This window comes from Qipengyuania soli (assembly GCF_015529805.1).
In the GTDB taxonomy this organism is placed as follows: domain Bacteria; phylum Pseudomonadota; class Alphaproteobacteria; order Sphingomonadales; family Sphingomonadaceae; genus Qipengyuania; species Qipengyuania soli.
Window position 1 is genome coordinate 648,659 of sequence record NZ_CP064654.1, and the last position, 12,315, is coordinate 660,973.

Genomic DNA, 12,315 nt, shown 5'->3' on the forward strand with positions numbered 1-12,315 from the left:
GCATGACCCGCCGCATTCCCATCATCCCGACTGTAATCGTTGCCGCCGCCATCGCGACGATGATTGCGCTCGGTTTCTGGCAGCTCGATCGCAAGGGGCAGAAGGAAGCGCTGATCGCACATGCCGAGCGCTCGCTGAGCATGTCGTCGGAGGTCGAATATCCGCGCGACGAGCGCGCTCTCGATGGGGTGCTTTACCGCCGTACCCGCGTGACCTGCGCCAGCCTGATAAATGCGACGACAGTTGCGGGCTCCAGTGCGCGGGGCGAAAGCGGTGTAGCCCATCGTGTGACCTGCTACCTTCCTGACGGCAGGCCCGTGAAGATCGACCTGGGTTTCTCGCGCGATCCGGCACCGGTTCCTTGGAGCGGCGGTGAGGTCAGCGGAATGATTGCCCCCGGCGGCAGGATCGTCGCGACGGACGAGGTGCCCGGGCTTGAGCTCCTCGCGTTGCCGGACCCAAGGGACCTGCCGAACAATCATCTCGCTTACGCCGGTCAGTGGTTCTCCTTCGCCCTGACGGCGCTGGTGATCTACGTCCTCGCGCTGCGCCGCCGCACTCAATCGGGGGGCAGGGAGGCTAAGGGGGAATAAAGCCCCCCTTGCTTGCCCGTACACCCGCCGCCCGCTAACCGCATCGCACGATGAAATACGTCTCCACCCGCGGCTCTGCGCCATCGCTCGATTTCGCCGGCGTCACGCTGGCTGGCCTCGCCTCGGATGGCGGACTTTATGTGCCAGAGGAATGGCCACGCTTCACGCAGGACGAGATCACGGCGATGCGCGGCCTGCCCTATGCAGAACTCGCCGCGCGGGTGATGCAGCCCTTTGTCGGCGATTGCCTGACGCCTGACCGCCTGCTCGAGCTGACGACACAGGCCTATGGCCGCTTCGCGCACAAGGCGGTGACCCCGCTGGTCCAGCTCGACGAGCAGCAATGGCTGCTGGAGCTGTTCCATGGCCCCACGCTCGCCTTCAAGGACGTGGCGCTGCAGCTCCTCGGCCTGCTCTTCGAGGAATTCCTCGGGCGCGAGGATGGCAACCTGACCATTGTTGGCGCGACCAGTGGAGATACCGGCAGCGCAGCCATCGATGCGGTTGCGGGCCTCGACCGGGTCGAGATCTTCATGCTCCACCCCAAGGGCCGGGTGAGCGACGTCCAGCGTCGCCAGATGACGACGGTGCGCGCGCCCAATGTCCACAACATCGCCATCGACGGCAGCTTTGACGATGCGCAGGCCATGGTGAAGCGTATTTTCGCCGATGCCGACGTCACGGCCAAGCATCGCATCGGAGCGGTCAATTCGATCAATTGGGCCCGCCTGATGGCGCAGGTGGTCTATTACTTTGCCGCCTCGCTCCAGTTGGGCGGCCCCGAACGCAAGCTCGCCTTCAGCGTGCCGACGGGCAATTTCGGGGACGTCTTCGCCGGCTATGTCGCCGCGCAGATGGGCCTGCCGATCGAACGCCTTGTGGTTGCCACAAACATCAACGACATCCTCCACCGTGCGTTGTCCCAAGGGGACTATTCGACCGGCACGGTCACCCCGACCGCCGCGCCGAGCATGGACATCCAGGTGTCCTCCAACTTCGAGCGCCTGCTTTTCGATGTCGGTGGACGAGACGGAGCGGCGCTCGCCGAGCAGATGCGCGCCTTTGAGGCGAGCAAGGCCATGCGCCTCACCAATGCCCAGCAGCAGGGTGCCTCGGCGCTCTTCACCAGCACGCGTGCCGACGAAGGCGAGACCGCACAGTCGATGCGCTGGGCCTATGAGCATTGCGGCGAAATCATCGACCCGCACACCGCGATTGGTCTCCACGCCGCCCGCCATGCCGAGCTACCAGGCGATATTCCCGTGGTGACGCTTGCCACAGCTCACCCGGCCAAATTCAATGATGCCGTCGAACGTGCCACCGGCACGCGCCCGCCGCTGCCTGCCCGTGTCGGCGACCTCTTCGCGCGCGAGGAGGCTTACGTCGAACTCCCGGGCACTTACGAGGCTGTGCGCGACCACATCCTCGCCAACGCATCCTGATGGCCGAGCTCGTCCGCAATCCCATGCTGATGGTCGGCGAGGGCTGGGATGCCTATCGCCTGCTCGACAGCGGCAATGGCCGCAAGTTCGAGGCCTACGGGCCCTACAGCTTCATCCGTCCCGAACCGCAGGCCATGTGGACTCCTCGGCTTGAGGGTTGGGATGCGCATGGCGAGTTCGTTCCCGGCAGCGATGAGGACGGCGGCGGGCGCTGGCAATACTTCAAGGACGTTCCGGGCGCGGGCTGGGAACTTGGCTGGGGCGACGAAGTGCGTTTCAACGCTCAGTGCACGCCCTTCCGCCATCTTGGCTTCTTCCCCGACATGGCCCCGGTGTGGAGCTGGATGGGCGAACAGCTTGCCGGCAGGGACGATGCCGAGACGATGAACCTGTTCGGCTATACCGGCGTCGGTTCGCTCGCCCTGTCGAAATATGGCCGCGTCACCCATGTTGATGCGAGCAAGAAGTCGGTCGCACAGGCGCGCGAGAATGCCGCGCTTTCGGGCATGGAGGACCGCCCGGTCCGCTGGCTGGTTGAGGACGCGATGAAATACACCGCGCGCGAGGTGCGGCGCGGACGGCGTTACGATGGCATCATCCTCGATCCGCCCAAGTTCGGGCGTGGTCCCGATGGCGAGGTTTGGCGGCTGGAGGAAGGGCTGCCCGGTCTCATCGCCGATTGCCGCCAGCTGCTCGATGCCGACAGCAGCTTCCTGTTCCTCACCGTCTATGCGGTGCGCATGAGCAGCCTCGCGCTTGGCGGATTGCTCGACGAGGTGTTCTCAGGCCTCCCTGGCAAGATCGAGCACGGCGATCTTGCAGTGCAGGAAGAGGATTCGGATCGCCTGCTCCCCACCGCAATCTTCGCGCGCTGGTCCAATCCGCGCTAGGGGCAGGCCATGACCGATTCGCTGATCCTCGAGGTGGCCGATTTCGAGCACGACGTGCTCACCGGCATCTATTCCGAAGAGACCGGGCGCCCGCAGCCGCTGCGCTTCACCATCCAGGCGCGGATGAAGCCGCTGGCGAAGTACGAGGCCGAGACCTCGCTCGATGCGAGCAAGAACTACATGGATCTGAAGTTCGCGGCCTCCGAAGCTTTGCCCGAAGGCGTCCATTTCAAGCTGATCGAGGCAGTTGCCGACCACGTCTGCGAAACCCTGTTCCTGCAGGACAGCCGCGTCGAGGCGGTCACCGTTAAGATCGTCAAGCTCGCCATCGCCGAGGCGCACGAGAAGATCGGCATCACCCTCCACCGCGAGCGCCGGTGATGAAGCGAATTGCGGTCGACGGCCTGCCGGACGATCCGCTCGCCGCAGCCGGCGTGTTCCACCAGCACTGGCTGGCCCATGTCGAGGACTTCCTCGGCAAGGGCGAGGACGTGATGATTGTTGTGCCTTCCGCCGACCATACGCATAGCGAATGGCGGCTGGCCATCGTTGCCGGGCTCGCGCGCAAGCACACGCCGCGCCGGGTCAACATGGTCGCGGGCGAGGGCGAAGCGGTCGACGCGACCGAAACCTATCTTGCAGCGGCGCCCGGTATCACCGGCCAGTACCTGGAGACCTGAGCGATGGTCCGGATCCTCTTCCTCGGTCCCCTGCGCGACCTTGCCGGAGTGCAGGAGCGCGAGGTCACGGGGCCGCTAAGCTGGAACACACTGCTCGAAGTCGTCGGACCCGAGGTTGCCGAACAGCTCAGGCTGGACCGCGTAAACGTCGCCTGCGCCGGACGGGTGCTGGCCGACAAGACTGCGCTGCGTGCCAACGATGGAGACGAGATCGCGCTGCTCCCGCCGGTAAGCGGTGGCTAGGCTGACACTCTCGACCCCGCTCGACGTGCGCCTGCTCGACAGGGGGCTGAGCGTCGGTGAGGCGCTGGCGGCCTTCAATGCCGCACACGAGGCGGCCGGCGGGGTCGTTTCCTTCCTCGGCAAGGTCCGTCCCGATGGCGACGTACTGGCACTGGAACTTTCGCACTACGAACCGCTGACGCTGCCGGGCATGGAAGGATTGGCCGAAGAGGCCCGCACCCGGTTCTCGCTCGACGGGGCACTCGTCTGGCACCGGGTCGGCGTCATGACGCCGGGCGAGGCGATCGTCCTTGTGGCCACCGCAGCGCGCCATCGCCGCGATGCCTTCGATGCCGCGCAATACCTGATGGACCACCTCAAGAGCGCGGCGTGGCTGTGGAAGCGCGAGAAGCGCGCGGACGGCTGGCACTGGATCGAACCGCGCGACATCGACCATACGGATCTTGCCCGCTGGAACTAACGCCAGGGTGTTGATCCATATCAAGGAACCCGCTTCCGATTCGCCGCAACTTGCTCCTCAACAGCAAGGAGCAGCGTAAATGTCGAAGAACCTCCCCCGTGATCTCGTCGCCGGCCAGGCAAATGTCCGCGACCATGCCGTTACCCCGACCATCGTGGATCGCAGCTTCGAGCTCCCGAAAGGGTTCTACATGGCGACCGTCGGGCTTTATCTCGGCTTCCTGGCGGTCATGGCTATCGGCGTGCCTTCGGGCGGGCTGATCCTGCCGATGGTCCTCTTCGCTGTTTCGATCATTGCGGGTTTCGCCCTGCCGGTCGTCTGGTCGCGTCTTGCGCCGGAAGAGACGCAGAAGAAGCCCAAGAGCTGGGGGGCACTCAAGCTCCATGGCATTATGACCCATACCGGCCGCGTGGCAGCGAAGGATGCCGCGGTGCAGGTCCTGATCCTTCCCGTACTGGTATTCTGTTGGGGCATCGTGGCCGTCACGATCGTGGGGAGCGTTGCCGGCTAAGGTAATCCCGGTATCCAGTACACCTCGCGGGGCCGGGCGACCGGTCCCGCGATTTTCTTTCCGGGATCAGCGAACGCGCGAACGCAGCCGCTCGAGGACCGAGTCTTCTTCGCTGATGAGGTCGATGACCTGCCCGCGCGCCACATCGATGGCCGAGGCGTCCTCTGCCTGGATCGAGGCGGCGGCATGGATGATGTCGAGTTCGCCGAGGGCAATCGCGGCAATGCTGCGCGCCGAATCGAGGTCAGCCAGCGCCACTTGCGCGGCGGCCCAGCTGTCGCTCCCGATGTCTGCGCCGGCAGCAGCGCCCACCAGCTTTTCGGCTCCGGGCTGCGCAGCGGCGAAGGTGGCATGGGCCTCGCGTGCCTGTGCCACCAGCGCTGCAAGGCGCGCATCCAGACCACCGCTCAGGTCGACTTCTACGGGAGGGACATCGAGCTGCTGCGAAGGAGCAGGTTCGAAGTTGCCCTCGACCCGCTCGACATCGCGAATGGCGAGCGAGGGATAGCCGTCGGTGCCGGTGCCGGCACATCCGGAAAGGGCAAGGGCGAGGAGAGCAGGGCGAATGAACTTGCGGTCGGTCATCGCCGCCTCCATATCACGCGTGACGCGGCGCGCCAGCGGACATGCAAAAATCCGCATCCGGGCCGTTGACTTGCAACCACCTTTCGCCTAACGGCACGCTTCTTTCCGGGGCCGCCATCCGGCGGCTCGACGGGTGCGCCGTATATTCGCAAGAGTACGGCAAAGCTAATTGATTGAGAGATAACCACCATGTTCGCAGTAGTGCGCACGGGCGGCAAGCAGTACCGGGTTGCCGCCGGAGACAAGATCGCGGTTGAAAAGCTCGCTGGCGAAGCCGGCGACACCATTACGCTGGGCGACGTCCTGCTGGCCGGCGATGGCGACAAGCTCGCCGATGCCGCCAAGACCGTCGTTTCGGCCGAGATCATCGCGCAGGCGAAGAGCGAAAAGGTCGTCGTTTTCAAGAAGCGTCGCCGTCACAACTATCGTCGCAAGAACGGCCACCGCCAGCAGATGACCCTGCTGCGCATCGTCGCCGTGGGCGATTCGAAGGCCGAGAAGAAGGCTGCTCCGAAGAAGGAAGCCGCTCCGAAGGCCGACGCTGCGGAAGCAAAGGCTCCGGCCAAGAAGGCCGCGCCGAAGAAGGAAGCTGCCGAGAAGGCCGCTCCCGCCAAGAAGGCTGCGCCCAAGAAGGCTGCTGCCAAGAAGACCGAAGCCAAGAAGTAAGGAGCGCGAACCATGGCACATAAAAAAGCAGGCGGTTCATCGCGCAACGGTCGTGACTCGGCCGGTCGTCGCCTTGGTGTGAAGAAGTTCGGCAGCCAGGACGTGGTCGCCGGCAACATTATCGTGCGCCAGCGTGGCACCAAGTTCTACCCGGGCAGCAATGTCGGCATGGGCAAGGACCACACCCTTTTCGCGCTTACCGACGGTATCGTGCGATTCCACAAGGGCAAGCTCGGTCGCAAGTTCGTGTCGGTAGACATGATGGCAGAAGCCGCCGAATAAATCGGACGCTCCGATAAAGGGATCGTCCAGACAGGACGGTCCCAGCCGGGATAACCACCGGCAGCTGAAGAGGGAGATGGGACCGACCCGTCTCCCTCTTGTCGTTTCTCCCTCTCAGACTGGCGAAATTTCCTTTCGCCGCCACGCAACTGTCACGCGTCCGGCCTAGGAGCCCGGAGCGTGGTCCAAAGGGGAGAATACCGATGTTCCATGTAACGGAGAGGCTGCTGTTGCGGCCTGCCTGGCCCGAAGACTGGAAGGGCGTGCTCGAAGCGATTGCCGACGAGGGTATCGTCCGCAACCTCGCGCGCGCGCCGTGGCCCTATGACGAGGCCGCCGCCAGGTTCTTCGTCGAACTCCCCCAGGACGAACGCCTTCCCCATTTCCTCGTGGTCGAATCAGGCAGTGGCCGGATCATCGGCTCGGCCGGCTTGGGCGAACACGATGGCCAGCCCGAGGTCGGTTACTGGTTCGCCCGTGACGCATGGGGCAGGGGCTATGCGGCCGAAGCTGCCCGCGGGGTGGTGGAAGTGGCCAAGCTGCTCGGTCACCGCAGGCTGGTTGCCGGGCACTTCGTCGACAACCCGGCATCGGGCAGGGTGCTGCGCAAGGCCGGTTTCGTGCCCACGGGCTGCATCGGCAAGCGCCACAGCCTCGCGCGCGGCGAACAGGTTGCGTCGATCGAGTATGTGCTCGACCTCGACGAGGCCGACATGCTCCCGCCAATGGCCGCCTGACCAAATAGAAAGGCCCCGCGATCGCTCGCGGGGCCTTTTCACATTCGAAGACCCGAGGCTTACTCGGCGGGCATCAGTGCCGCTTCGAAATCGCCCTCGAACTTGTTGATGAGGGCGCGGTCGTCGTGGTCCCACGGGTGGAAGCCGGGCTTGAAGTAGCTCAACCATGCCGGGAAGATCCGGCGCACGACACCCGGGCTGACGGTAAGGTACTTGAACAGGCCCCACTTCGCCTTGCGGCCGGTAATCCCGTCCTGCGCCAGAAGTTCGAGCGTATCGTTCCAGCGGTTCCTGAAGAAGTTGAAGCTGACGATCAGCATCATCAGACTGCGCAGCTTGTAGCGGCGCCAGGGCGACCAGTCGCGAGTGGCATGCAGATAGGTGTCGTAGGCGACGCCCTTGTGCTCGATCTCTTCGATCGAATGCCATTCCCACATCTTGCGAACCTCCTCGTCCGCATCCTTGAAATGCTTGGGGTTCGCGAGGAACTCGTAGGCCATCATGGCCGTGTAGTGTTCGAGAGCCATGGTCGCGGCAAGGTTGACGATGACCGGACGGTCCTTCGTCAGCGCCAGCATTTCGGCGACGCGCTGGTCGATCGCCTTGATATCATAGCCATGTTCTTCGGCGAGACGGTTGAAGGCGACGTGTTCGCGCGTGTGGTTGATTTCCTGCTTCACGAAAGCGCGGATCTCGGCGGCCAGCTTGGGGTCGGCGCCGTCGCGATGGGCCTTCACGGCCTCGATGAAGAAGGCCTCGCCACGCGGGAAGGTCGCGGAAAGTGCGTTATGCCAGGCGGTGCCAAAAGGCTCGCCGGCCCACCAGCGGCGCGGGGTGGTGCCGCGGTTGAAACGTTCGTCGCGCACAGTCAGGGTCAGGTCCGCCGGGGTGGGGACGCTGCGGCGCGTATCGACATCGAATTGGACAGGGGCGTTCATCGGGAACTCCACTAGGGTTAACTTACATCAGTGTAAGTAAGGCTTACTGACACAATTGTCAATAAGCATCTCGCATGGGCTTCACCCCGCCGATGCGATGAGCTAACGCCTTAACGATGGCGACCCGTAAACGACTGTCACCCGAAGAATCCCGCCTTGCTGCGCTGGAGTCCGCACGCGCCCTGCTGATCGAGGCCGGGCCCCAGGCGGTAACGCTGAAGGCCGTGGCTGCGCGAATCGGGCGCACGCATGCGAACCTGCTCCACCATTTCGGGTCGGCTGCCGGATTGCAGCGCGAACTGGCGCGCCATCTGGCCGAAACCGTGTGCTCGACCATCGTCGACGCGGTTCGGGCGAGCAGGGCGGGTCTGGGTAGCCCACGCGAAGTGGTCGACCTCGCCTTCGACGCTTTCGACAAGGAGGGCGCCGGCGCACTCGCCAGCTGGATGATCCTCACCGGTAACGAAGATGCGCTGACCCCGATCGTCGAGACGATCCATGACCTCGTCGACGAAATCGCACCTGAAGAGGCTGCGCACGGTGCCGCGCCGCTCCAGGTTCACGAAGAGACGCTGGCGCTCGTCCTGATGGCCATGGGCGATGCCTTGATCGGACAGGCACTCTCGCGCTCGCTCGGATTGCCGGAGACCGCAGCCCGCGACCGGGCCGAGCGGATGCTGATGAATTCGATCGCCGCGCTTACTCCGCAGGGCTGAGGCCGGAGCGCATCCATTCGGGCGCAGCGTCGGGCGCGATATCCTCGACACGCCGATGTTCGACGGCCAGATCGAGCGCATCATATGCATGCTTTCGGCGCTTCTCGTTCGACTGCGACAGCGGGACCACGACCAGCCGGCGGTTGACCTTCTGCCGCCAGTTCATTCGTGCCGTGTTCTCCTGCCCGACGTAACAGCCCTTGGTAAAGCTGACGCCGTTGAGCTCGACGGCATTGGTTTCCAGCCAGAGTATGTCCTGCATGTCGGCGTGCCCCTCGGGCACACCCAGCGCCAGGCGATGCGCCAGCCACGCCGCGTCGGCAGATTCATCCGCGTCACCGGCGGGCGCAAGCCAGCGCTGGCCAAGATCGGCAAGCCGCGGGTCCGCCGCGCCGCCGTCACCAGGCTCTTTCTGCCAGTGAACCGCGACAGCGGGATCCACGGCAATGTCGATCTTGCGCCGCAGGCGATAGAGCGAAAGCCGCTTCGCCAGTTCCTCGGCCGCCGAAGCCTCGCAATCGAGCAGCAATTCGCCGTGACCTGCAGGCCATACGATGAAGTCGAACAGCATCTTGCCCTGCGGCGTCAGCAGGCCCGCATAGACCGGCAGCAAGCCGGTCACGTCATTGGTCACGAGGCCCTGGAGGAATGCGGCCACGTCCTCGCCCTCGTCTTGGGGGGTCAGGCGGATCACGGCGCGGTCGAACAGGCGGGTAGCGGTCATGGGTGACAGATAGGCGACCGGACGCCATAGGCAACCACATGGCCGAATCGCTGACAATCCGCCGCCCCGACGACTGGCATCTCCATTTTCGCGACGGTGCCACCATGCGCGCCGTGGTGCCGCATACCGCCCGTCAGTTCGCCCGCGCGATCGTCATGCCGAACCTCGTCCCGCCGGTGACGACGAGCGCACTCGCCGCCGCCTATCGCGAGCGCATAGTCGACGCCGTGCCCGTGGGCGTGGACTTCACCCCGCTGATGACCGCCTATCTCACCGACCAGAGCGACGCGGACGACCTGGCCGCCGGTTTCGCGGATGGTGTGCTGACCGCAGTGAAGCTCTATCCGGCAGGGGCGACCACCAATTCGGCGCAGGGCGTGACCGACATCGCCAATGTCATGGGCGTGCTCGAGCGCATGGCCGAAATCGGCATGCCGCTGTGCGTCCATGGCGAGGTGACGCAAGCCGACATCGACATCTTCGACCGCGAGGCGGTGTTCATCGACCGCGTGATGCAGCCGCTGGTCGCGCGGCTGCCGGAACTGAAGATCATCTTCGAACACATCACAACCCGGCAGGCGGCGGAATTCGTCGATGCTTCGGGACCGAACATCGCCGCGACGATCACCCCGCAGCACCTCCACATCAACCGCAACGCCATGCTTGTCGGCGGAATTCGCCCGCACATGTACTGCCTGCCCGTTGCCAAGCGCGAGGAGCACCGGCTGGCGCTGCGCAAGGCGGCGACTTCGGGTTCGACGAAGTACTTCCTCGGCACGGACAGCGCGCCGCACCACAAGCATACCAAGGAAACCGACTGCGGCTGCGCGGGCATCTTCAACGCGCCCTATGCGCTGGAAAGCTATGTCACCGTATTCGACGAGGAAGGCGCGCTTGCCCGGTTCGAGGCCTTTGCCTCGCTCAACGGCCCGCGCTTTTACGGCCTGCCGGCCAACGAGAGCATGATTACGCTGGAAAAGGCACCGGTCGAAGTCCCGGCGACGGTTGGCGGCGGGGAAGCGGAGATCGTCCCCTTCCACGCAGGCGAAACGCTCAGCTGGCGGCTGGCGTCCTAGACCGCGCGACGAGGTCCCACACGAAGATCGCGGCTGCCGCCCAGATACAGGCGAAACAGGCCAGCTCTGCCGGGTGCAGCGGCTTGTGGAACACAGTCAGCCCGAGCACGAAGACGATGCTCGGCGCGAGGAACTGGATGAAACCCAGCGTCGAATAGGGCAACCGGCGCGCCGCGATGGCGAAGAGCAGCAGGGGGAAAGCCGTCAGTGCGCCGCCGAGCATGATCGCAAGGCCAAGGCCCAGGCTCTGCGTGAATGCCGAACCCGCCGGCGTCTGCGCATAATACCAGGCGACCGCGGTGGCCGGTACGAGCAGCAGCATGGACTCGATGGTCAGGCCGGGCACCGAACCGACCGGGACCTGCTTGCGGATCAATCCATAAGTGCCGAAGCTGAGCGCAAGCGTCAGGCTGATCCAGAGCGTGGTCAGCGCGCCGCCCAGCAAAAGCGAGACGCCAAGCGCCGCGAGCCCGACCGCGATCCACTGGCGCCGGGTCAGTTTCTCACCCAACAGCAACGTGCCGAGCAGCACGTTGACCAGCGGATTGATGTAGTAGCCGAGGCTTGCGGCGAAGACCTGGCCGGATTGGATTGCCCAGACGTAGACGACCCAGTTGATGGCAATGAGCGCGGAACTGAGCGCCAGCAATCCCAGAACCTTGGGGTTGGCAAGCGCGCTGCGGACTTCCGGCCCCTGCTTGCGGAAGGCGACGATCAGCAAACATAGCGGCAGCGTCCAGATAATCCGCCAGCCGACGAATTCGAAGGCCGGCACCGACTTCACCAGGATCAGGTAGAGCGGCAGGAAGCCCCAGATCAGATAGGCCCCGAAGGCCGCGCCAAGACCGGTGCGGTCGCTGTGGGGGTGGTGCTGGTTCATCGATTCAGCGCCTAGGGGCAGGAGAATCGCCCCGCAAGCAACAATTCGTCGCTGCTGGAATGTCGCTTTGTCGCAAATTCGAATCCTGACAGCCGCGTTGCATTCTGTTCAGGAAGGCGGGCCTAAAGCTTAACACCAGACACCGAGTCTCACCGCCTGAAGAAACCAGAAGGAACCGCAAAATGGCCAAGATTTTCCGCACCGCCGCCATTGCACTTGCGGCCTCGAGCATGACCCTGTCGATGCCCGCCGCCGCCGCCCCCGATGCCCACGCATCGGCCGTCGCGCACGCCAATGCCGCCTATGGCGACATGACTTACGAGCACGGCAAGAAGAAGGGCCATCGCAAGCACTATCGTGAATACGAGGAATACGGTCACTACAATCGTTACGACGACCGCCGCTATCGCTCGTACTCGCGTCCCTACTACATGGGCTACGACCGCTATTATGGCGAGCCGGTCTACCGCGACACGCGCATCTGGCGCGGCAATGACGGCCGTTATTACTGCCGCAAGGAAAATGGCACCACCGGCCTGCTGGTCGGCGCGGGTGTCGGCGCCCTGATCGGTCACGAAGTGGCGGGTCGCGGCGGCGATCGGACCCTTGGCGCCATCCTCGGCGCTGCCGGCGGCGCCCTGCTGGGTCGTGCGATCGACCGCTCCAGCACTCGCTGCGGATAATCTGAACACCAGTCTTCGGTCGTGCCCACCCACGGCCCGAGGCACGGCTTCCACCGAGCCGTGAGGGCGTCGTCTGTCTCCAATTCCGGGGGCGGGCGGCGCCCTTTACCTTTTGGGACTACCACCGTCCCGCTATGATGCAGCTGGCGCTGGTGGCTGGCGTCGGGAGGCGTCCCGCGCCAGTGACAACGTCAAGCGATAGCGGGAGA

At 64.6% G+C, this 12,315-nt stretch carries 18 protein-coding genes; 14 read left to right on the forward strand and 4 right to left on the reverse strand.

Annotated features, from left to right (window positions below; genetic code table 11):
- Positions 1 to 2 precede the first annotated feature (2 nt).
- The 8 genes from IRL76_RS03230 to IRL76_RS03265 all read left to right on the forward strand — a co-directional run bounded on the left by IRL76_RS03230 (position 3) and on the right by IRL76_RS03265 (position 4,819).
- Positions 3 to 593 carry an SURF1 family protein gene (locus tag IRL76_RS03230; RefSeq protein WP_200983109.1) on the forward strand — a complete coding sequence of 197 codons (591 nt, stop codon included), beginning with the start codon at positions 3 to 5 and terminating at the stop codon, positions 591 to 593.
- Positions 594 to 643: 50 nt separating this feature from the next.
- The gene (gene thrC / locus IRL76_RS03235; RefSeq protein ID WP_200983115.1) at positions 644 to 2,035 is read left to right on the forward strand and encodes a threonine synthase; all 1,392 of its coding nucleotides are present in this window, start codon (positions 644 to 646) and stop codon (positions 2,033 to 2,035) included.
- Entirely contained in the window at positions 2,035 to 2,925 is an 891-nt protein-coding gene (locus IRL76_RS03240; protein WP_200983117.1) for a class I SAM-dependent methyltransferase, read from the forward strand. The genes thrC and IRL76_RS03240 overlap by 1 nt, the downstream gene beginning before the upstream one ends.
- A gap of 9 nt (positions 2,926 to 2,934) precedes the next feature.
- Positions 2,935 to 3,306: a dihydroneopterin aldolase gene (locus IRL76_RS03245; RefSeq protein ID WP_200983119.1), complete on the forward strand. Its 372-nt coding sequence runs from the start codon at positions 2,935 to 2,937 to the stop codon at positions 3,304 to 3,306.
- Entirely contained in the window at positions 3,306 to 3,605 is a 300-nt protein-coding gene (locus IRL76_RS03250) for a Rossmann fold domain-containing protein (protein WP_200983121.1), read from the forward strand. Before IRL76_RS03245 ends, IRL76_RS03250 begins: the two co-directional genes overlap by 1 nt.
- A 3-nt stretch (positions 3,606 to 3,608) precedes the next feature.
- Positions 3,609 to 3,848: a MoaD/ThiS family protein gene (locus IRL76_RS03255; protein ID WP_200983123.1), complete on the forward strand. Its 240-nt coding sequence runs from the start codon at positions 3,609 to 3,611 to the stop codon at positions 3,846 to 3,848.
- Entirely contained in the window at positions 3,841 to 4,308 is a 468-nt protein-coding gene (locus IRL76_RS03260; RefSeq protein WP_200983125.1) for a molybdenum cofactor biosynthesis protein MoaE, read from the forward strand. The genes IRL76_RS03255 and IRL76_RS03260 overlap by 8 nt, the downstream gene beginning before the upstream one ends.
- A gap of 79 nt (positions 4,309 to 4,387) precedes the next feature.
- Entirely contained in the window at positions 4,388 to 4,819 is a 432-nt protein-coding gene (locus tag IRL76_RS03265; RefSeq protein WP_200983127.1) for a hypothetical protein, read from the forward strand.
- Positions 4,820 to 4,885: 66 nt separating this feature from the next.
- Here IRL76_RS03265 and IRL76_RS03270 read toward each other — a convergent pair whose 3' ends face one another.
- Positions 4,886 to 5,461 carry a hypothetical protein gene (locus IRL76_RS03270; protein WP_216629303.1) on the reverse strand — a complete coding sequence of 192 codons (576 nt, stop codon included), beginning with the start codon at positions 5,459 to 5,461 and terminating at the stop codon, positions 4,886 to 4,888.
- Positions 5,462 to 5,593: 132 nt separating this feature from the next.
- On the opposite strand from IRL76_RS03270, the gene rplU reads away from it, so the two are divergent.
- The 3 genes from rplU (at position 5,594) to IRL76_RS03285 (ending at position 7,089) form a co-directional block, all read left to right on the forward strand.
- Complete coding sequence (gene rplU, locus IRL76_RS03275) at positions 5,594 to 6,070, forward strand: 50S ribosomal protein L21 (protein WP_200983131.1); 477 nt, start codon at positions 5,594 to 5,596, stop codon at positions 6,068 to 6,070.
- Between the two features lie 12 nt (positions 6,071 to 6,082).
- Positions 6,083 to 6,352, forward strand: a complete 270-nt coding sequence (rpmA, locus tag IRL76_RS03280; RefSeq protein ID WP_200983133.1) for a 50S ribosomal protein L27 — start codon at positions 6,083 to 6,085, stop codon at positions 6,350 to 6,352.
- A 203-nt stretch (positions 6,353 to 6,555) separates the two neighbouring features.
- On the forward strand, positions 6,556 to 7,089 hold the full coding sequence (locus IRL76_RS03285) for a GNAT family N-acetyltransferase (protein WP_200983134.1): 534 nt from the start codon (positions 6,556 to 6,558) through the stop codon (positions 7,087 to 7,089).
- A gap of 59 nt (positions 7,090 to 7,148) precedes the next feature.
- Here IRL76_RS03285 and IRL76_RS03290 read toward each other — a convergent pair whose 3' ends face one another.
- Positions 7,149 to 8,027, reverse strand: coding sequence for a metal-dependent hydrolase (locus IRL76_RS03290; protein WP_200983136.1), 879 nt, complete (start codon positions 8,025 to 8,027; stop codon positions 7,149 to 7,151).
- 116 nt (positions 8,028 to 8,143) lie between these two features.
- On the opposite strand from IRL76_RS03290, the gene IRL76_RS03295 reads away from it, so the two are divergent.
- Entirely contained in the window at positions 8,144 to 8,743 is a 600-nt protein-coding gene (locus tag IRL76_RS03295) for a TetR/AcrR family transcriptional regulator (protein ID WP_200983138.1), read from the forward strand.
- Here IRL76_RS03295 and ygfZ read toward each other — a convergent pair.
- Positions 8,727 to 9,467 (reverse strand): CAF17-like 4Fe-4S cluster assembly/insertion protein YgfZ, encoded by a 741-nt coding sequence (gene ygfZ / locus IRL76_RS03300; RefSeq protein ID WP_200983140.1) that lies wholly within the window; start codon positions 9,465 to 9,467, stop codon positions 8,727 to 8,729. The two genes, IRL76_RS03295 and ygfZ, sit on opposite strands and share 17 nt — an antisense overlap.
- Positions 9,468 to 9,505: 38 nt before the next feature.
- On the opposite strand from ygfZ, the gene pyrC reads away from it, so the two are divergent.
- Positions 9,506 to 10,543 carry a dihydroorotase gene (gene pyrC, locus IRL76_RS03305; RefSeq protein WP_200983142.1) on the forward strand — a complete coding sequence of 346 codons (1,038 nt, stop codon included), beginning with the start codon at positions 9,506 to 9,508 and terminating at the stop codon, positions 10,541 to 10,543.
- Here the strand turns inward: pyrC and rarD are convergent.
- Positions 10,521 to 11,423 (reverse strand): EamA family transporter RarD, encoded by a 903-nt coding sequence (rarD, locus tag IRL76_RS03310; protein ID WP_200983144.1) that lies wholly within the window; start codon positions 11,421 to 11,423, stop codon positions 10,521 to 10,523. The genes pyrC and rarD overlap by 23 nt on opposite strands.
- 182 nt (positions 11,424 to 11,605) lie before the next feature.
- On the opposite strand from rarD, the gene IRL76_RS03315 reads away from it, so the two are divergent.
- Entirely contained in the window at positions 11,606 to 12,106 is a 501-nt protein-coding gene (locus IRL76_RS03315) for a glycine zipper 2TM domain-containing protein (RefSeq protein WP_200983146.1), read from the forward strand.
- The last annotated feature ends 209 nt before the right edge of the window (positions 12,107 to 12,315 follow it).